Origin of the sequence: Prevotella sp. P2-180 (assembly GCF_002251435.1) — a bacterium.
Lineage (GTDB): Bacteria > Bacteroidota > Bacteroidia > Bacteroidales > Bacteroidaceae > Prevotella.
This window is the reverse complement of sequence record NZ_NPJI01000034.1, coordinates 55,463-74,174: the sequence shown is the minus strand read 5'-3', so window position 1 is coordinate 74,174 and position 18,712 is coordinate 55,463. Positions and strand designations below refer to the sequence as shown.

Here is an 18,712-nt window from a genome sequence, read left to right as displayed (position 1 = left end):
TGATAACATATGTTTGAAAAGGAAGAAACTAACTATATACGAATTATGGTGAAAGAATTATACAAATACATAAAGTTTGCTATAGTCAATTCCGCATTCCTGACTTCAACGTATTGCGTAGCCAACGGAACTATATATAGCAACAATATCAATACGCTACAGGTGATGGTAGACAACGACTTCCTATCGCCGACAGTAGTCACTATGGGCAAAGGACAGACTGTGAGGATAGGCTTTGACGAGATGTCGCACGAAACACGACGCCTAACTTACCACATTACCCACTGCAACCCCGACTGGACCCCTAGCGCCGAACTGCTTGAAAGCGACTATCTTGAGGGATTCAACGACAACGTGATAGACAACTATTCCAACTCCATAAACACTACGGTTTTATTTACACATTATCATTTCAGCATACCCAACGAACAATGTCAACTGAAACTCAGCGGCAACTATCTTGTGACCGTGACTGACGACGACACAGGAGAACGTCTCCTTGAGGCTCGCTTTATGATGGTCGATCCCAAAATGACGTTGAGAATGGAAATGAGGACAAACACAGACATCGATGTAAACAAAAGTCATCAACAACTGTCAATGGCAGTGAACTTCAATGGATTGAGAGTGACAAACAGCGAAGAGCAACTATATACAATAGTGACACAAAACGACAGGGAGTCAACGAAGCGCGTAAATGTCGAGCCCGACATGAAAACACCAGAGAGTCTCACATGGCAACACAACCGTAAACTCATATTCGACGGAGGCAACGAATACAGGAAATACGAGGTGCTCTCTCTATCACACACCACCATGGGAATAGAAGAAATAAGCTGGGACGGACATAACTACCAAGCATACCCATATATCTCCATGCCTCGCCAGAACTACATATATGACGAAGATGCCGACGGCGCCTTTTACATAAGAAACAGCGACAATATAGACAACGACATCTGTAGTGACTATGTGTATGTAAACTATAGACTTTCAACCAAACGGCAAATAAACCGACACGTGGTTGTAGACGGGAAATGGACAACCCATGCCGACAAAAACAAATATGTTGCCATATGGGACGACGAACAGAAATGCTATACCCTATCGATACTGCAAAAGCAAGGCTACTATTCATTTCAGTACCTTACGATAGGTACAGATGGGGAAGAAGAGCTGCTTGCAACTGAAGGCAACTTCCATGAGACAGAAAACAGCTATCAAGCATACGTATATTACAAGCCATCGGGCGAACGATATTGGCAGTTGGTAGGCTATCGTCAACTCAGATGACGACGGTATTCGTCGGGAGTATAACCATATCGGGCCTTAAAACATTTGATGAAGAAGTTGGTAGACACAAACTTACAATCACTTGCAATATCGTCAACATTCTTCATAGACTTTTCAAGCATCTCGGCACCATTTCTAAGTCTCAACGCACGAACATACAAGCGCGGATTCTTATTGATGTTTGCAGATACGAGGTCGTAGAACTCAAGAATGTCGAGGCCTTGGTTGGCACTTACGTCCTTTAAAATCTTATGGTTTACATCACCCTTCTCCAAGTAAGGTTTCAGTTCAATTAGGGCCTTGATAAATTTCTCATTCATCAACGCATTCATTTCCTCGCTGCCGCCAAAAAACTCATCACGGCTTGGCACTTGTATCTCGTCGATATATGTATCGCTGCGTTTTAGGAAGGCGTTAAGTTGTTTTACGAGTTCAAACTCACCAAGGTTGCACTTAATTCTCAACTTGTTGTTTTTCGTATAAGAAATGAAATTGACCACCGACAAAACAACTATTAGCAGGAAGAGCATGATATACAATCCAGTGGTCTGCCACCATGGCTGATGGACGTTAACTGAAATTTGCAATGGTGGTGTGGGCCATTTGTCTGGAAACATCGAAACCTGAACCTCTATGGTGTATTTTCCAGGTTCCAGTCCTACAAGAGGAAGGTGTAACAAGCCCTTGGAGTCAACCAATCCGTCAGAATTGAAGTAAGAGTATGATTTCCATTTATCATCTTCTGTGCCAAGCACCCTGACACGATAATATGTCTGTAAAGGTCTGAAATAGTTTAGGGCAGAGAATGTCAGGTTGATGGTTTTCGAAAGATATTCGAGATCGATGTGTTTTGTTCGCGACACAGCCTGGTTGATAATCACTTCTCCGTCGACCTTAGTGCCGGCATTCACAACATTTCCGTTTACCATAAGTCTTACAAACTTTGGGTAAAGGAGGATGAAATTATCGTTGTCAGTAATAAAGGTCTTTGGACGAAACTCTACCACATGGTCAATAGACTGCATAACGATATTTCCGTTAGGCAATTTATAGCACCTTCCGTCTGTAAACGACTCTATCGGCACGTTGTCGTTTTCGTTAAAGCTGATAGCATGGCTCACCTTTCCGTCTTTGATAAAAATAACAGCGATGCCGTTGCTTGTACCAATCCAAATATTATGATTGTTGTCTTCAATAATGCAATGTGCAATATTGTTGAGCAGACCGACAGTTTTTGGCACGACATATGTGTTTGGGTCTCCAGGTTTCTCAAAAGAGAGTCCGGTTCTTTCTCCTTTCCACCTCCATCCTCTGCTGTCGACAAACCGTGCATACACTCCGCTTTCATACACATCATCAGAAGAGTCAATCATTTTGTCCATCAATGCAGACAACTCTATGGCCCTTGGATTATCCCATCCGTAGGTATCGAAAGGAGTCAATCGAGGTTTTGAATATAGCACGCCACGCTTTTCTGTGCCAGCCCACATACCGCCTTGTCGGTCAAACTCAAGCGTATTGATGTCAGTAATAAGTTTTCGCCCATCATTAAGTGTTATTTCATCAAAATGTTCGAGTTGTTTGGATTTAAGATCGTAGGTCCAGTATCCGTAAGCGCATGCAATATATAGCACTTCATTGTGTATGGTCATGTTATTAAGACTATAGTCTTGTCTCATCAGCTCGGTCCAAGACTTAGTTTCGATATTGTAGAACAGAAGAATAGACTTTCCAGAGCCGTTACGTATTTGAAAAAAACCATTCAATGTACGAAGCATGACAGTGGACTTGTTGTAGTTTTTCTGGCATTCTCTGTCATAAGCCACGCTTGAAGAGATAAGCGTTCCGTCTTTCAGCTTATGTATTTCCAACGAGCCATCATCGTAGAATAAATACAATTCATGTTCTATCACTTCTAAATCCTGAAGCGACTTGTCGGGATTGATTCTTATTTGGTATTTGCGAGCTTCGGCCACAATCAGCCCTTCAGTAGAAAGCCACACCCTACCTTCAGAGTCAACAAACAAGTCGTCGACGTTGCCTTCCACATTTTCTTTTAAGAACAAAGGTTTTACGTCGTCAAGGTATGACTCAGTCATCATGTCTACGCACTTCACCTTGTGTTTGTCCTTCAGCCAAAGATGATGACAGTTGTCGAAATACAGGTGATAATTGCCAAAATAATTCTGGAGGTAATATGCCGATTGAGATTTCTTTTCCGGTATATAAGCGAAATATCCACCATCATAGATATTGATATGACCAAGACTTGTAATAATGATACGTCCTGAATAGGTGCAGTGAATAGTCTGTGCACTATTGTCGGCAAGACCATGTGATGCATTGATTATCCGGAAAGACTTGTTGTCTGTCTTTCCATACGACGACAGACAAACGTTCATGAGAAGTGCTGTCAGTATGTATGCAAATATATTATGTATATGTATCTTCATATGTATTGCTTAGGTATTGATATGCAAAGATACAACTAATAATTGATACCACCAAAAGAAAAGATAAAAAAAAAGAAGAACCATTAAAGATTCTTCTTTTTGTCGAGGTGACAGGACTCGAACCTGCGACAGCCTGGTCCCAAACCAGGAACGCTACCAACTGCGCTACACCTCGTTTTGCAAGTCTCAGAAAGAAGCCCTTTCTGTTTTGCGAGTGCAAAGGTACGAACTTTTTCTGAGCCTTGCAAATATTTCGCAATTATTTAACAATTTTTTGCTCTTTAAATACCTTAGTGAGTATTTGTACGCCTCTTTCCACTTGTTCTTCGGTATGGGTGGCCATAAGAGCGAATCTCACGAGTGTATCCTGAGGGGCACATGCAGGAGGAATCACCGGATTAATAAACACTCCACTGTCAAATGCCCTTGCAGTGACAATGAATGTTTTCTCCACATCTCTTACATAAAGTGGAATGATAGGACTCTCAGTGTCGCCTATTTCAAAGCCCTCTTCCTTGAATCGCTTAAGCGCATACTTTGTCACCTTCCACAATGCCTCGATTCTTTCAGGCTCCGAGCGCACGATATGCAATGCCTCAAGCGCAGCCGCAGTAGCAGCAGGAGTATCTGATGCACTGAAAATATATGTGCGGCATGTATGACGCAAAAAGTTGATTGTGTCGGCATCACCGGCTATAAAACCACCGATACTTGCGAGCGACTTCGAGAATGTACCCATTATAAGGTCTACTTCGTCAGTCAGTCCGAAATGGTCGCACACCCCTCTACCCTCTCTGCCAAACACGCCCAGTCCGTGGGCCTCGTCCACCATAATCGAGCAATTGTATTTATGCTTCAACTTGACGATTTCAGGAAGGTTGGCAAGGTCGCCCTCCATTGAGAACACACCATCAACAACAATCAGTTTAATAGCCTCATAAGGGAGCTTTTGAAGAATCTTCTCGAGATCCTCCATGTCGTTATGCTTGTACTTTAACTGATGGGCGAAAGACAATCTTCTTCCGTCAACGATACTTGCATGGTCGCGGTCGTCACAAATAACATAGTCATTGCGTCCTACAACCATGGCAATGACACCAGCATTAACCGAAAAGCCTGTAGAGAAACAGAGTGCATCATCCTTGCTCTCAAATTCTGCCAATTCCTTTTCCAACTTGACATGGAGGTCAAGTGTGCCATTAAGGAAGCGGCTTCCTGCACATCCCGAACCATATTGGTCGAGTGCCTTCTTGGCTGCATCAATTACGCGCTGGTCGCCTGTAAGACCAGTATAGGCATTAGAGCCGAACATCAGCACCTTATGCCCACCCATCTCTACTTCTGTTCCTTGTTTTCCGGTAATCTCGCGGAAATAGGGATACACACCCGCCTCCATGAATTTCTGAGGCTCGCGATAGCTCTTGTATCTTTCTTGTAATTGTCCCATTTTATAAAGGTCTCTTATTCTTTTTCTTATAATTTAGGCGGCAAAGTTACTAATTTTTTGCCAAATAATGTGCTTTTTTCTAAAAAAATGCACCTTTTAGGTATTTTTAGTCCAATAATGACTATTATTTTGCGCAAAAAACATTATTTTTGCACTTATATGAAGAAAAAGAGTAGTATTGTATTCATCTTAAACCCACATTCGGGAACTCAAAGCAAGATGCAGTTGCCCGCACTTATTGACAGCACTCTCAACAAGGAGAAGTTCTGTCATAAGGTGTTGTTTACTGAATATCCAGGACATGCTGCCGACATAGCAAAACAATGTGTGGATGCCAATACCGACATTGTAGTGGCAGTGGGTGGCGACGGTACCATCAACGAGGTGGCCCGTTCTATAGTCCATACTCAGACGGCATTGGGTATAATACCTTGTGGTTCCGGCAATGGGCTTGCACGACATTTGTGTATTCCTCTCGACCCGAGAAAGGCCATCGACATTATCAACAACTGCAAGATAGAAGCTCTTGACTATGGCGTAATCAACAATCTGCCGTTTTTCTGTACCTGCGGCATGGGATTTGACGCATTCATCTCCTTGAAATTTGCAGAGGCTGGAAAGCGTGGCCCTATCACATATATAGAAAATGTGCTGCGTGAGGGACTGAAATACAAGCCGGAGACTTACGAAGTGGAAGACGAAACAGGCACAAAGAAGTATAAGGCTTATCTCATAGCTTGCGCCAATGCAAGTCAGTATGGTAACAATGCGTATATAGCACCGAAGGCCACCATGACCGATGGTCTGATGGATGTGATTGTGATGGAGCCTTTTACTGCCTTCGACGCTCCACAGATAAGCATCGACCTTATGAACCGTACATTAGACATGAACTCAAAGATAAAGACCTTCCGTGCGAAAAGCATTCATATCCATCGCAGCAAGCCTGGGGCAATACATTTTGACGGCGATCCGATTATGACAGGCTCAGACATCGACGTGCATATAGAAGCGCAAGGCATACGCATCATCACCAATCCCGATGAGACAGAAGATCCGCGACAGCCCAACCAGATGCTCAATGCTTTTTCCATCTTCTTTAATAATATAAATAATGTACGCGAGGACATAGAGAAACAAGGCAGGCGCATACAGGCCATCAACAAGGCGCTTCTCCGCAAGCTAACAGGAAATTGACTTTTGCGGTTGGACCATCAACATTGTTTAGTGACACAATGTCTTTAGATATTAATATGGACGTTCAGAATATCATTACCACCATAGTTGTGGCATTATCAATAGCATATGCCCTTTACCGAATAGTAAAACTAATTTTCGGCAAAGGGCATAATGGTTGCGACGATTGCGGTCATTGCAAGAAATCACGTTAATTGAAAAAATTCCATGAAAGTCCAAATCTCATTATGCTGTTGTTTGTGGCATAGTGAGGTGCGAGAAATTGCATTCTGCTACCACTTCCTGCATTGAAATGACTGAACATGATAAAGAATCGTGTATGCTTTAAATGCATGTTGGCATATATGTCTACAAAAGGATAACCTCCAAGCTCAACACGGCTATCGGCTGTTTGTTGCACTGCAAACTGGCTGAGTTGCGGACTATAGTCAGGAGCATAGTATTTTGTAAAGAACGTTGCATCGGCTCCGAGTTCACAAGCCAGCACTCCAGCAATTTTAAACTTTAGGTATAAGTTGGTGAAAATGTTGATACTTGGAACGGGCAGCACGTCATTTTGGCTACAGTTTTGCCATGTCACCACGTTTTCCCAGTTCAGAGGTCCCAGTCTGAAGTCTTGCATCAGTTGAGCCGTGATGAGATTGATATTGCTTCCGCACTGCATCACTTCGACGTTCATGTTAGTCAGTGAGTTTGTAGTACGATCGTAGCTCATGCCGAGGTAAGTATGGTTTTGTATTTCCTCAATAGCTACACGCAGTCTCGTGTTTGTTTTTCTGTAAGAGAACAAGCCTTCCACTCTTGTTCTTGTTTCCTTGCCAAGGTTGTCGTTATCCCACCAAAGGTGTTTAGAGTGATAGTGACGTTGCAGGAATACGGGGTGAAGATTATAGAAATGAGCCTTAGCAGCCAGAGTGACCGTGTCGCCCCAGAGTTTGAAGTTAAGGTCGGTGGCGAAGTCCACCTTCAGTTGTCCTGCATCCTCACCGGCGAGCCATGTTTCCGCCATGAGATTATAGTGGAAAGTGTTGCCAAGCGATTTAACAAGTTGTCCACCGATGCTAATGTTGTTTTCGTTCCATTTTCCCATCACTACCATGTCGTTATCGCCCACGTCTGTAGCTTTCACAATGTCAGGCATTGTAAACTTTCTGAGTTCATGTGAAGCAAAGATTTTCAGCCCTGCCTTGACCCACTTGTTAAAACCTTCGAGCATTGCAATAGCGAAAGTGTTTTTCACCTGAGTGAGTTTAGTTTGGTCATAGATAGAGTCGCCGGCATACACATTATCAGCATTCTTGTCATAATATGTATTCATATAGTAATCGTTAGGCGAGCTATATGCCTGATAGATATGGTCGTAGTTGTTGAAGTCAAGAGTATGAATAAAGCTTGTTACAGGCACATATTCTTTCTTCATAGTTGCGTCGATGGAGTCCTGTAAAGCTTTTGCAGCCATTAGACTGTCCATTTGTTCTTTCGACCCAATTTTCACTCTTGTAGAGTCTGTTGTGAGAGTATTGTTTTGTTCAGGTTCGTTGCCTGCAATTGCCGCACCTTCAGGTCTACCTTTAGGCTCAGACTCGGGTTTTATTTTTCTCTGTCCAGATAGTTTTTTGTCTTTCCCGTCTTTGTCTTCATTGTCAATTTTCGACTGTTGAGCAAATTTCTTGGCCTTAATTTCTTCTTCGGTCATTTTTACTTTTCTGTAGAACCCTACGCTATAGCGGTGTGTAAGAAAGAAATGGAAGCTATTGTTTCGGTTCCAGTTTTGCTGTAGTATAGTAGGCATTTCGTTTGTCGCAAGTCGGTCTTCGAAGATGTCTGGTTTTGTAACATACTGGTCATCGGTCAGGCCGCCGTTTTCTGCTACTTTTCTGTGGTAAGTAGAAAACATGGTATGCATTTTGTATCTGTCACCATCATACGAACCGTATAACAATGCTCCGAAATGCGAAGTGCTTTGGTTACTATAGTAGCCACGAGCGTAAGAATAGTTTAAGTCGAAGCCAAAACCGAGTTTTTTGTCGGCATTGACGGCAAATTTTGCATCGATATGATCTTCACCATTTGTTTTGTCGCCACAATTATCATATTTGATGTTTGTCAGTGGTGAGAGCGTATTGGTGAAGTGGTAAGTATCAGGTTGGAAGGTAACGTAGTCATAAGGTTGCACGAAAGCAAACTGGTCTGTAATCTGCCTATCAATTACGATACGGTTGATTCTGGGTGTATAGTTATTACCAGTGGTGTTATATTCCCCATACCTTCCGGTATTGAAAATGGAGTTCATAAACAGATGATGCAATGTGTCGGGCACGGCTGGCATTGTGTCGCCAAATTTTCTATCTATGGTCCACACTCTGATACCCTTAGGCACTTCTTTGTTTTTAGTGGTGTCGTTATTGTGTTTGTTGAAATTACGGTTGTCGCCACCGTCGGGAGTGAAGGTCCCGTTGCCGTTGGTATCTATGCGGTCGAACCCCTGTGCCATTGCCAAGGTATGTATAAGAGTTGCGACAAGTAATATTGCTAATTTTTTCATTTAAACCTTGAATAATCTTAAAGCTACTTCAACAGTTTTGATTACTACTGCTGTACCGATAATCCAACCTCCCGTTTCGAGGTCAACCTTAATGTATACCACTGCCCCAACCACAGCGAGTATCATGAAAACGATATTGAGCACGTTTCTTATTCTGAGCATCATCTGCTCTTTTTTGTCAAAGTCGTCCGGTCGTCTGTGGCGCATTTGCGTCTCTACCAGTTCATCTATTTTCTTAGAGTTATCGTTTGTCATTTGTTACTATTTAAAAGGTTGTCGAACTTATTGAAGATGAAATCCTTTCTATCTATAGTTTTTCTTCTGAATTTGCCGCTTATTCTTAGCAGTTTGTCTTTTTTCTTGTTAAGAGCATATTCGTCGGTAATCCATTCTTCGGCCTTATAAGTCTGCGGGTCTCTTTCCTCCTCATAGAGATAGTGGATGCGTATCATTCTCAATTCTAATTCGCCGTTTTTGCATTCAGCCACGAGATTGAAGAAAAAACGGGTTCTGTCGAGCGATAGCGACGTACTTTTGAATACGAGCCACTCTTGGAAAGCCCCACACAATTCTCCTTTTTCAGGATTGTCAATCACCACTCTGCTAAACTCTGTCTGGTTAGGTTCGGTGGTCATTTTTGTGAGATATTTTTTTGTTATATCATAAATTTGTTCTTTATTTTTTCCAGGCGCCTTAATGACTGTGGAGAATTCCACCTTTCCGTTCACCATGGGCACAGCACCTTCTAGATATTTCAAGTCGGGATTGACTTTTGTTTCATCAGTCTCTTCGATTTCTATTCGTTCCCATGTATTGTCTTGAGCCATTGTCGTAAAAGGCATCATGAACAAAATTGCAAATACTATTTTTTTCATATTATTCGTTTGTTATACTTGTAATTATTTGGCAAAGTTACTAATATATTTTTAAATATGTGTAACCATGCATAAATATTAACACTTTTTTACCCGTTTTTCTCATCCAGCAAGCTGTTCAGTCTGATTATCTCATCTCTATATTGTGCAGCCTGTATGAAATCGAGATTTTTTGCAGCCTCTTTCATGAGTTTTGTAGTGTTGGCTATGCTCTTTCTAAGTTGTTCTGGAGTCATCTTCTTGATTATTGGGTCGGCTGCGAAAGTGCCTTCCAGAGGTTCTGAATACGATGACATGGTATAAACTGATGATTTTTTCGTTTCCTTTGTATCTTGAGCGCCCGCCTCGTTGCGCAGCAGGCTTTTGGAGTTTTTCTCTATCTGTTTCGGCACGATATGGTTTACTTCGTTGAAATGAAGCTGTTTAATTCTTCTGCGGTTTGTCTCGTCAATAGTTTCCTGCATGCTTTTTGTTATGGTGTCGGCATACATGATCACCTTTCCGTTTACGTTTCTTGCGGCACGTCCAGCAGTCTGCGTCAGACTTCTTTTGCTTCTAAGGAAGCCCTCTTTGTCTGCATCGAGTATGGCCACAAGCGATACCTCAGGCAGATCAAGTCCCTCACGCAGCAGGTTCACTCCCACAAGCACGTTGTATACACCAGCCCTGAGGTCTTCCAATATTTTCACACGGTCGAGTGTTGCTACGTCGCTATGTATATATGCAGTCTGTATGCCTTGTGCCATGAGGTATTCTGTCAGTTCTTCTGCCATACGTTTTGTGAGTGTGGTAACAAGTACACGTTCATCTCTTTTCGACCTCGTGAGGATTTCGTCTGTAAGGTCGTCTATTTGGTTTTCGCTCTTTCTTACATCAATTTCCGGGTCAAGCAGTCCTGTAGGTCTTATCACCTGTTCCACCACTACCCCTTCTGTCTCAGCGAGTTCATAATCGGCAGGCGTTGCCGAAACATATATCACCTGATTGGTCATGCTTTTAAATTCCTCAAAAGTCAGCGGTCTGTTGTCGAAGGCAGCAGGCAGTCTGAATCCGTATTCCACGAGGTTTCTCTTTCTTGCCCTGTCGCCACCATACATGGCATTAATTTGTGGCACGCTGACATGGCTTTCGTCTATTACCATAAGAAAATCCTCAGGGAAGAAGTCGAGCAGGCAATAAGGTCTTTCACCAGCTTGTCTTCCGTCGAAATATCTGGAATAATTCTCAATACCCGAGCAGTGTCCCAGTTCCTTTATCATCTCCATGTCATATTCCACTCTCTCCTTAATACGTTCAGCCTTGATATTGTCACCAAGGTCTTGGAAATATGCTATTTGTTGCACGAGGTCGTCTTGTATGTGTCGGATGGCGATATTTGTCTGTTCTTGAGTTGTCATAAACAAGTTTGCCGGGAATATTCTGTATTCCTCAAACTTCGCCAATCTTGTCATGGTCATGGCGTCGAGTTCCTCGATGGCGTCGATTTCGTCGTCCCAGAAAGAAATTCTCACTATCGACTCGCTATAAGCGGGAGCGATGTCCACCACATCACCCTTAACCCTGAAGTTACCCCTGGCCAACTCCATGTCGTTTCTTGTATATAGAGCCTGTACGAGTCTTCTCAACAGCATGTTTCTGTCTAGTGTCTGTCCGCAGTGAATCTCAATGACATTTTCGGAAAGAGCGATGGGGCTTCCCATACCATAAATACAGCTCACCGACGAAATAACCACCACGTCTCTCCTACCAGACAGTAGCGATGAAACCGCCCTAAGTCTGAGACGGTCAATTTCCTCGTTTATGGCAAGATCTTTCTCAATATAAGTATCGCTTGCCGGCAAGTAAGCCTCAGGCTGGTAGTAGTCATAGTAGCTAACATAATATTCCACGGCATTCTGGGGGAAGAATCCTCTCATCTCCTCGTAAAGTTGGGCGGCCAATGTCTTGTTGTGGCTGATGACCAGGGTGGGTTTTTCAACCTTTGCAATAACATTAGCCACGGTAAAGGTTTTCCCGGAACCGGTAACACCGAGCAGCACCTGTGCCTTGTCACCTCTTTCAACCCCCTCGACCAACTGTCTTATTGCCTCAGGTTGATCACCAGTGGGATGATACTTAGAAGTCAGTATAAATTTACTCATAAATGCAAAATTACACTTTTTCGGCGTAATAAACGTTATATTTGCCGATTTTTTTGCAAAAAAAACATGTTTTGCTTTGAAATATAATAGAAAATGAGTACTTTTGCACACACAAAAGACAAAAACATGAAAAAGTACGCATTTATCATATTAATTGTATGCGCTACTCTGCTGAGCAGTTGTGCAGCAGAGTTTAACCGTGTATATAAGTCAAACGACATAAATTACAAGTACGAGTTTGCAAAAGAGTGTTTCGCCAACGGCAAGTTCAATCAGGCCGTTGTCCTTCTTCAAGAGCTCGTCACCATCCAGAAAGGAACCGACAAGGCTCAGGAATGTCTTTACATGCTTGCCATGGCACAATACTGCGACCGTGACTATGAGAGTGCCTCAGCCACATTCAAGAAGTATTTCTCTTCTTATCCCAAGGGAATATTTGCAGAACAGGCATGTTTCTACATAGGGCAGTCACTCTACCAGTCCACTCCCGAGCCACGCCTCGACCAGACCGCCACAGTAGGAGCCATCAATGCCTATCAGGAGTTTATGGACTATTTCCCGGAATCGTCGTACAAGGAGCGTGCCCAGAAACGACTCTATGAGTTGCAAGACAAGCTCATTCTCAAGGAATATCTCTCAGCCAAGCTGTATTACACCCTCGGAGATTATTTTGGCAACTGCATTCACGGCGGCTCTAACTACGAGGCTTGCATCGTTACTTCAGAAAACACGCTGAAAACATATCCGTTCACTAGCATGCGCGAGGATTTCGCCGTACTCATCATGAAGAGCAAGTACGAGTTGGCTCAGCAGAGCGTGGAAGAAAAGCGTATCGACAGATATCGTGAGGCTGAAGACGAATGCTATGCCTTCATAAACGAATTCCCAGAAAGTGCCGAACGAGCCACTGCTGAGAAATATCTTCAGAAATGCAAAAAGATTACAGGCGATATTTAATCACGAGTAGAAACATCATATATAATATATAAGGACAATGGATTACAAGAAATCAAAGGCTCCGGTAAACACCGTGACACGCAACATCATGGATCTCTGCAAAGACACAGGAAACATCTACGAGAGCGTAGCTATCATCTCTAAGCGCGCCAACCAGATTTCCATGCAGATTAAGGAAGATCTCAGCAAGAAGCTTGCAGAGTTTGCATCTTACAACGACAGCCTCGAAGAGGTGTTTGAGAACCGCGAACAAATAGAGATTTCACGTTACTACGAGAAGCTCCCAAAGCCATCGCTGCTCGCAACACAAGAGTTTGTAGAGAAAAAGGTTTACTGGCGCGACCAGCAGAAAGATTCACAGAACTTCAACTAATCTGGTAATGATTCAGCGCAAACAGACTCTGTATATGTTGCTTGCGGTGTTGTTGTCGGTACTGACACTCTGCCTGCCCATCGGTACTTTCTATGCCGAAGGTATGAGAGTTGCCACCGAATACAACCTCTGGCTCTATACCGCACAGGGAACAAAAGACTTTACCACATGCCCGCTGTTCATCATACTGCTACTTTCGTCAGTATTGGGCATCTACAGCATCTTCGCCTATCACAACCGTGTGGCACAGGCGAGGCTTTGCGTGTTCAACATGTTTCTTGTCATCGGGTGGTATATCGTCTTTGCCGTCTTTAGCCAAGTGCTCGGAGGCGGCAATATCTCCTTCGAGATTGAAATAGGCGGCGGGGCCCCGTTTATCGCCATCGCCCTCTATTTCCTCTCCTACAAGGCAATATGGGCTGATGAAAAACTCGTAAGGGCAGCCGACAGAATAAGATAATTTTCGACATATGAAAAAGACAAAGAATGAAACCACAGACAACAGTGTCACCCACTGCTTCTGTGGTTTCTTTCTTTCATACTCAACTAAACATTTACTATAAACATGAATACATTGGCTATCATAGCATCACTCTTCACAATAGTGGAGATGAACTGCGAAAACCTGTTTGACTGCAGGCACGACACACTGAAAAACGACATGGAGTTTACTCCAGAAGGCATTCGCCAATGGAACTTCAGCCGATACCGGCAGAAGACAGTCAACATAGCCAAGGCACTCATGTCATGCTCGCCCGAAGGAACACTGCCCGACCTAATGGCACTTAGCGAAGTGGAAAACGACAGCGTTATGAACCGACTCACAAGACTCACACCACTCAAGGGAGGCAACTATGGTTATGTGATGACCGACTCAAGAGATCAACGCGGCATTGATGTTGCACTCGTTTACCGAAGACTCACCTTCAAACCACTTGACACACAAAGTATAAGAGTGGAAGGCGACTTCGGCGACCATCCGCCTCGCGACATCCTTTATGTCAAAGGCCTGACAGGAAATAGCGACACCCTTCACGTTATGGTAGTCCACGCACCAAGCCGAATAGGAGGCAGTGAGACAGAACCAAGACGAATGGCATTCTCCTATGCCCTCACGCATATCATCGACTCGCTATACCAGGCATCGCCAGAGGCAAGGATTATCGTTGCCGGCGACTTCAACGCCACAAGCAGCGAACGACCGCTGAAGGAACTGATAAACCACGGAATGGTGGACACTGACCATGGGGCAGAAGGAACCAACGGAGCAAAGGGGACATACAAATATAAAGGCGATTGGGAAACCATCGACCACATTTTCGTCAGTCACTCACTCGCCAGTCAGCCCTACACCTTCACCCTTCACGACCATCCCTATCTCTTAGAGTTTGATAGCCGTTATGGAGGCGTAAAACCACGCCGCACGTTCTACGGCAGACGATATAACAAAGAGGGATGCAGCGACCATTTACCAATCTCGCTTACAGTACAACTAAGATAAATTATGAACAAGAAAGAAAAAATCCAGGTTTTTCTTGCATGAATGGAAAAATAACTGTAAATTTGCAACCAATTTTTAAATTCAGACGTATATAATTATGTGTGGTATTGTTGGATATATAGGAAACAAAGAAGCGTTTCCCATTCTCATCAAAGGATTGAGACGACTTGAATACAGAGGCTACGACAGCGCAGGAGTGGCTCTCATCAACGATAACGGCGACCTTAACGTTTTTAAGACTAAGGGTAAGGTTGACAATCTTGTAGAATATTGCAGCGACAAGAATGTCACCGGAAATATCGGTATTGCACACACACGATGGGCCACACATGGCGAACCCTCGTCGCTCAACGCCCACCCCCACTATTCACAGTCGAAAAATCTCGCCATTATCCATAATGGCATAATCGAAAACTATTCACAACTCAGAAGCCGACTTCAGGCCAAAGGCATCTCTTTCGTGTCTGACACCGATACGGAAGTACTCGTACAACTTATAGAGTTCATACAGGAAGAAAAGAACATCGACCTGCTCACAGCCGTGCAGCTGGCACTCAACGAAGTAATAGGCGCTTACGCCATAGCCATCCTCGACCATCGCAACCCAGATACCATCATTGCAGCTCGAAACCAAAGTCCACTTGTTGTAGGCATCGGCGACGACGAGTATTTCCTTGGTTCCGACGCAAGCCCCATCGTGGAATATACCGACAAGGTAGTATATCTTGAAGACGGAAACATAGCCGTCATCAAACGCCACGACGACCTCAAGGTGGTGAACATTCAAAACCGCAAACTCTATCCAGAGATACAAACCATCGACATCAACCTTGGACAAATAGAAAAAGGCGGCTACCCGCATTTCATGCTAAAGGAAATCTTCGAGCAGCCCGACTGTATCACCAACTGCATGAGAGGACGAGTGAATATCGACACCGACAACGTGGTGCTAAGTGCCGTGATCGACTACAAGAAACAACTTCTCCAGGCCAAACGCTTCGTCATCGTAGCTTGCGGTACCTCATGGCATGCAGGACTCATAGGAAAACAAATGATAGAAAGTTTCTGCAGAATACCAGTAGAAGTGGAATATGCCTCAGAGTTCAGATACAGGAATCCTGTAATATGCAAAGACGATGTGGTGATAGCCATATCACAGTCGGGCGAGACTGCTGACACACTCGCAGCCGTAAAACTTGCCAAACGACACGGAGCCTTCATTTACGGCATCTGCAACGCCATAGGTTCCAGCATACCAAGAGCCACCGACACCGGTAGCTATATCCATGTAGGACCAGAGATAGGTGTGGCCTCAACAAAAGCCTTCACCGGACAGGTCTCCGTACTTACCATGCTTGCACTGGCCCTGGCAAAAGAACGCGGAACCATCTCCTCTGCCGACTATCTCAAAATAGTAGAAGAACTGCATCAGATACCAAACAAGATGAAGGAACTTCTAAAACTCAATAAGCGTATTGCCGACCTCAGCCGTACTTTCACCTACGCACGCGACTTCCTCTTCCTCGGTAGAGGATATAACTATCCAGTGGCACTCGAAGGAGCACTGAAACTGAAGGAAATAAGCTACATTCATGCTGAAGGATACCCCGCCGCGGAAATGAAACACGGACCTATAGCACTCATCGACTCTGACATGCCAGTGGTGGTCATTGCCACACACAACGCCATGTATGACAAAGTGCTCAGCAACATTCAGGAGGTGAAGGCAAGAAAAGGTAAGGTAATTGCCATTGTGAGCAAAGGAGACGAGACCATCAGCCGCATTGCCGATGAGGTGATAGAAATGCCAGCTACCATAGAATGTCTCGAACCACTTCTCGCCACCATTCCACTACAGCTATTGGCATACCATATAGCCGTTTGCAGAGGAAAAGACGTAGACCAACCAAGAAACCTTGCAAAGTCTGTCACAGTGGAATAACATCCATTTTAGCCCTGGTCAAAACAATTACGACAACTAAGTAGACAAGATAAGGATAAACAAGCAACACAAAAATAACAATGGAACAGTTAAAACACGAATGTGGTGTGGCAATGATAAGGCTTCTCAAGCCTTTGGACTACTACCAACACAAGTATGGTACATGGATGTACGGAATGAACAAACTCTATCTCATGATGGAGAAACAACACAACAGAGGACAGGAAGGAGCGGGTATGGCATGTGTAAAGCTTGGAACATCTCCTGGCAACGAATATATGTTCCGTGAGAAAGCTGAGGGTGCCAACGCCATCACCGAGATATTCCGTGAGGCACAGAAAGGCTTCAACTTGCTTACCCCGGAACAACTCTCCGACCCTAATTATGCAAAGGAAAACCTGGCTTTTGCCGGAGAAATCTACATGGGACACCTCAGATACTCCACTACAGGAAAAAGCGGACTGAAATATGTACACCCATTTCTTCGCAGAAACAACTGGAAGGCAAAAAACCTCTGCCTCTGCGGCAACTTCAATATGACTAACGTCGACGAGATATTCGACAAGATTACATCCATGGGACAATGTCCAAGAATCTATAGCGACAGCTACATCATGCTCGAATGGATGGGGCACAGACTTGACCGCGAGGTGGAACGCAATTTCGAAGATGCCAAGGAGATGGGACTGCACGGCACTGACATCACCGACTACATCGACGAACATGTAAATATGGGCAACGTGCTCAAAACCACCATGCCAGACTTCGACGGTGGATATGTGGTATGCGGACTGACAGGCAGCGGCGAGATGTTTTCCATGAGAGACCCTTGGGGAATACGTCCGGCGTTCTATTATATCAATGACGAGATTGCCGTACTGGCCAGCGAACGGCCTGTATTACAAACCACCTTCGACCTCGAGTGCAACGACATCAAGGAACTACAGCCCGGCCACGCCCTCATAGTAAACAAAAACGGCGAGGCAAAGATAGAACAGATATTGCCACAACGGGGCGAATCGGCCTGCTCGTTCGAACGCATATACTTCAGCCGCGGATCAGACCGCGACATTTATCAGGAAAGGAAAAAACTCGGCGAGCTGCTCATGAAGCCCATTCTCAACGCAGTGGAAGGCGATATAGACCATACCGTCTTCTCCTTCATACCCAACACCGCAGAAGTGGCATATTACGGCATGCTCAGAGGGTTTAAGGAAAGACTCAACGAACAGAAGATAGAGGAAATAGAAAGCCTCGACCATACACCCACCCACGAAGAACTGAAAAATATTCTCAACAAATATGTCCGATCGGAAAAGATAGCCTGGAAAGATATCAAGCTCAGGACATTTATCACCGAGGGCAACTCACGCAACGACCTCGCTTCACACGTCTACGACATAACTTATGAAGTGCTCCAACCTCGTGTCGACAATCTAGTTGTTATCGATGATAGCATAGTGCGCGGAACCACCCTTCGCGAGAGCATCATAAAGATTCTCGACCGCCTTCATCCAAAAAAGATTGTACTTGTCAGCTCAGCGCCACAAATCCGCTATCCCGACTATTACGGTATAGACATGGCACGCCTGGAAGAGTTCATCGCCTTCAGAGCTTGCATCGAACTGCTCAAGGAAAGAGGCATGCACTCACTCATCGAAGAGACATACCATAACTGCCTGCGAGAACTGAAGAAAGAGAAAAGCCAGATGAAATGCTGCGTGAAAAATCTCTATAAACCATTCTCCGTGAAGGAACTTAACGACAAGATGGTGGAAATGCTTCGACCTACAGGAGTGACCACACCAATAGAAATAGTGTTCCAAAGCATAGAAGGCCTACACGAAGCCATACCAAACCATAAGGGCGACTGGTATTTCACAGGCAACTACCCCACCCCAGGCGGTATGAAACTTGTAAACCAGGCTTTTGTCAACTATATAGAAAAAGTATATCAATACCAACAGAAGTTTTAATCCACTACACAT

Annotated in this window: 15 protein-coding genes and 1 tRNA gene; 9 read left to right on the top strand and 7 right to left on the bottom strand. The window is 44.2% G+C overall.

The genetic code is table 11. The features are described 5' to 3' along the window. Positions 1-45: 45 nt before the first annotated feature. Complete coding sequence (locus tag CIK98_RS05470) at positions 46-1,293, top strand: DUF5103 domain-containing protein (RefSeq protein WP_172409830.1); 1,248 nt, start codon at positions 46-48, stop codon at positions 1,291-1,293. Here CIK98_RS05470 and CIK98_RS05465 read toward each other — a convergent pair. From CIK98_RS05465 to CIK98_RS05455, 3 genes are all read right to left on the bottom strand, one after another. After that, entirely contained in the window at positions 1,281-3,746 is a 2,466-nt protein-coding gene (locus CIK98_RS05465) for a two-component regulator propeller domain-containing protein (RefSeq protein ID WP_094383259.1), read from the bottom strand. The genes CIK98_RS05470 and CIK98_RS05465 overlap by 13 nt on opposite strands. Positions 3,747-3,848: 102 nt before the next feature. Beyond that, a tRNA-Pro gene (locus CIK98_RS05460) sits at positions 3,849-3,921 on the bottom strand. Between the two features lie 84 nt (positions 3,922-4,005). Continuing rightward, complete coding sequence (locus CIK98_RS05455) at positions 4,006-5,193, bottom strand: aminotransferase class I/II-fold pyridoxal phosphate-dependent enzyme (RefSeq protein WP_094383258.1); 1,188 nt, start codon at positions 5,191-5,193, stop codon at positions 4,006-4,008. Positions 5,194-5,352: 159 nt separating this feature from the next. Between CIK98_RS05455 and CIK98_RS05450 the strand changes: the two genes are divergently transcribed. Further along, entirely contained in the window at positions 5,353-6,390 is a 1,038-nt protein-coding gene (locus CIK98_RS05450; protein ID WP_094383257.1) for a diacylglycerol kinase family protein, read from the top strand. A gap of 38 nt (positions 6,391-6,428) precedes the next feature. Beyond that, positions 6,429-6,584 carry a FeoB-associated Cys-rich membrane protein gene (locus tag CIK98_RS19045; RefSeq protein WP_094383256.1) on the top strand — a complete coding sequence of 52 codons (156 nt, stop codon included), beginning with the start codon at positions 6,429-6,431 and terminating at the stop codon, positions 6,582-6,584. On the opposite strand, the gene CIK98_RS05440 is transcribed toward CIK98_RS19045, so the two are convergent. The 4 genes from CIK98_RS05440 to uvrB form a co-directional block, all read right to left on the bottom strand. After that, on the bottom strand, positions 6,581-8,935 hold the full coding sequence (locus CIK98_RS05440) for a putative porin (protein ID WP_094383255.1): 2,355 nt from the start codon (positions 8,933-8,935) through the stop codon (positions 6,581-6,583). The genes CIK98_RS19045 and CIK98_RS05440 overlap by 4 nt on opposite strands. Then, positions 8,936-9,190, bottom strand: coding sequence for a hypothetical protein (locus tag CIK98_RS05435; RefSeq protein ID WP_094383254.1), 255 nt, complete (start codon positions 9,188-9,190; stop codon positions 8,936-8,938). Next, entirely contained in the window at positions 9,187-9,810 is a 624-nt protein-coding gene (locus tag CIK98_RS05430) for a DUF4468 domain-containing protein (RefSeq protein ID WP_094383253.1), read from the bottom strand. The genes CIK98_RS05435 and CIK98_RS05430 overlap by 4 nt, the downstream gene beginning before the upstream one ends. 89 nt (positions 9,811-9,899) lie before the next feature. Next, positions 9,900-11,951, bottom strand: a complete 2,052-nt coding sequence (gene uvrB, locus CIK98_RS05425; protein ID WP_094383252.1) for an excinuclease ABC subunit UvrB — start codon at positions 11,949-11,951, stop codon at positions 9,900-9,902. A 126-nt stretch (positions 11,952-12,077) separates the two neighbouring features. Here uvrB and CIK98_RS05420 point away from each other — a divergent pair, with 126 nt between their 5' ends. From CIK98_RS05420 to CIK98_RS05395, 6 genes are all read left to right on the top strand, one after another. After that, a complete protein-coding gene (locus CIK98_RS05420; protein ID WP_094383326.1) occupies positions 12,078-12,908 on the top strand; it encodes an outer membrane protein assembly factor BamD in 831 nt (276 codons plus the stop codon). A gap of 37 nt (positions 12,909-12,945) precedes the next feature. Then, a complete protein-coding gene (locus CIK98_RS05415) occupies positions 12,946-13,281 on the top strand; it encodes a DNA-directed RNA polymerase subunit omega (RefSeq protein ID WP_094383251.1) in 336 nt (111 codons plus the stop codon). 7 nt (positions 13,282-13,288) lie between these two features. Beyond that, complete coding sequence (locus tag CIK98_RS05410; RefSeq protein WP_094383250.1) at positions 13,289-13,741, top strand: DUF4293 domain-containing protein; 453 nt, start codon at positions 13,289-13,291, stop codon at positions 13,739-13,741. A gap of 105 nt (positions 13,742-13,846) precedes the next feature. Continuing rightward, positions 13,847-14,782, top strand: coding sequence for an endonuclease/exonuclease/phosphatase family protein (locus CIK98_RS05405; RefSeq protein ID WP_094383249.1), 936 nt, complete (start codon positions 13,847-13,849; stop codon positions 14,780-14,782). Positions 14,783-14,879: 97 nt separating this feature from the next. Beyond that, on the top strand, positions 14,880-16,724 hold the full coding sequence (gene glmS / locus CIK98_RS05400; protein ID WP_094383248.1) for a glutamine--fructose-6-phosphate transaminase (isomerizing): 1,845 nt from the start codon (positions 14,880-14,882) through the stop codon (positions 16,722-16,724). 80 nt (positions 16,725-16,804) lie between these two features. After that, positions 16,805-18,700: an amidophosphoribosyltransferase gene (locus CIK98_RS05395; protein WP_094383247.1), complete on the top strand. Its 1,896-nt coding sequence runs from the start codon at positions 16,805-16,807 to the stop codon at positions 18,698-18,700. Positions 18,701-18,712 lie beyond the last annotated feature (12 nt).

What these genes read in the sequence shown, in the direction of transcription:
- uvrB (WP_094383252.1), bottom strand. Translation starts at nt 11,951, where the DNA reads ATGAGTAAATTTATACTGACTTCTAAGTATCATCCCACTGGTGATCAA.
- CIK98_RS19045 (WP_094383256.1), top strand. Translation starts at nt 6,429, where the DNA reads ATGTCTTTAGATATTAATATGGACGTTCAGAATATCATTACCACCATA.
- CIK98_RS05470 (WP_172409830.1), top strand. Translation starts at nt 46, where the DNA reads ATGGTGAAAGAATTATACAAATACATAAAGTTTGCTATAGTCAATTCC.
- CIK98_RS05395 (WP_094383247.1), top strand. Translation starts at nt 16,805, where the DNA reads ATGGAACAGTTAAAACACGAATGTGGTGTGGCAATGATAAGGCTTCTC.
- CIK98_RS05435 (WP_094383254.1), bottom strand. Translation starts at nt 9,190, where the DNA reads ATGACAAACGATAACTCTAAGAAAATAGATGAACTGGTAGAGACGCAA.
- CIK98_RS05465 (WP_094383259.1), bottom strand. Translation starts at nt 3,746, where the DNA reads ATGAAGATACATATACATAATATATTTGCATACATACTGACAGCACTT.
- CIK98_RS05415 (WP_094383251.1), top strand. Translation starts at nt 12,946, where the DNA reads ATGGATTACAAGAAATCAAAGGCTCCGGTAAACACCGTGACACGCAAC.
- CIK98_RS05440 (WP_094383255.1), bottom strand. Translation starts at nt 8,935, where the DNA reads ATGAAAAAATTAGCAATATTACTTGTCGCAACTCTTATACATACCTTG.
- CIK98_RS05420 (WP_094383326.1), top strand. Translation starts at nt 12,078, where the DNA reads ATGAAAAAGTACGCATTTATCATATTAATTGTATGCGCTACTCTGCTG.
- CIK98_RS05405 (WP_094383249.1), top strand. Translation starts at nt 13,847, where the DNA reads ATGAATACATTGGCTATCATAGCATCACTCTTCACAATAGTGGAGATG.
- CIK98_RS05430 (WP_094383253.1), bottom strand. Translation starts at nt 9,810, where the DNA reads ATGAAAAAAATAGTATTTGCAATTTTGTTCATGATGCCTTTTACGACA.
- CIK98_RS05410 (WP_094383250.1), top strand. Translation starts at nt 13,289, where the DNA reads ATGATTCAGCGCAAACAGACTCTGTATATGTTGCTTGCGGTGTTGTTG.
- CIK98_RS05455 (WP_094383258.1), bottom strand. Translation starts at nt 5,193, where the DNA reads ATGGGACAATTACAAGAAAGATACAAGAGCTATCGCGAGCCTCAGAAA.
- CIK98_RS05450 (WP_094383257.1), top strand. Translation starts at nt 5,353, where the DNA reads ATGAAGAAAAAGAGTAGTATTGTATTCATCTTAAACCCACATTCGGGA.
- glmS (WP_094383248.1), top strand. Translation starts at nt 14,880, where the DNA reads ATGTGTGGTATTGTTGGATATATAGGAAACAAAGAAGCGTTTCCCATT.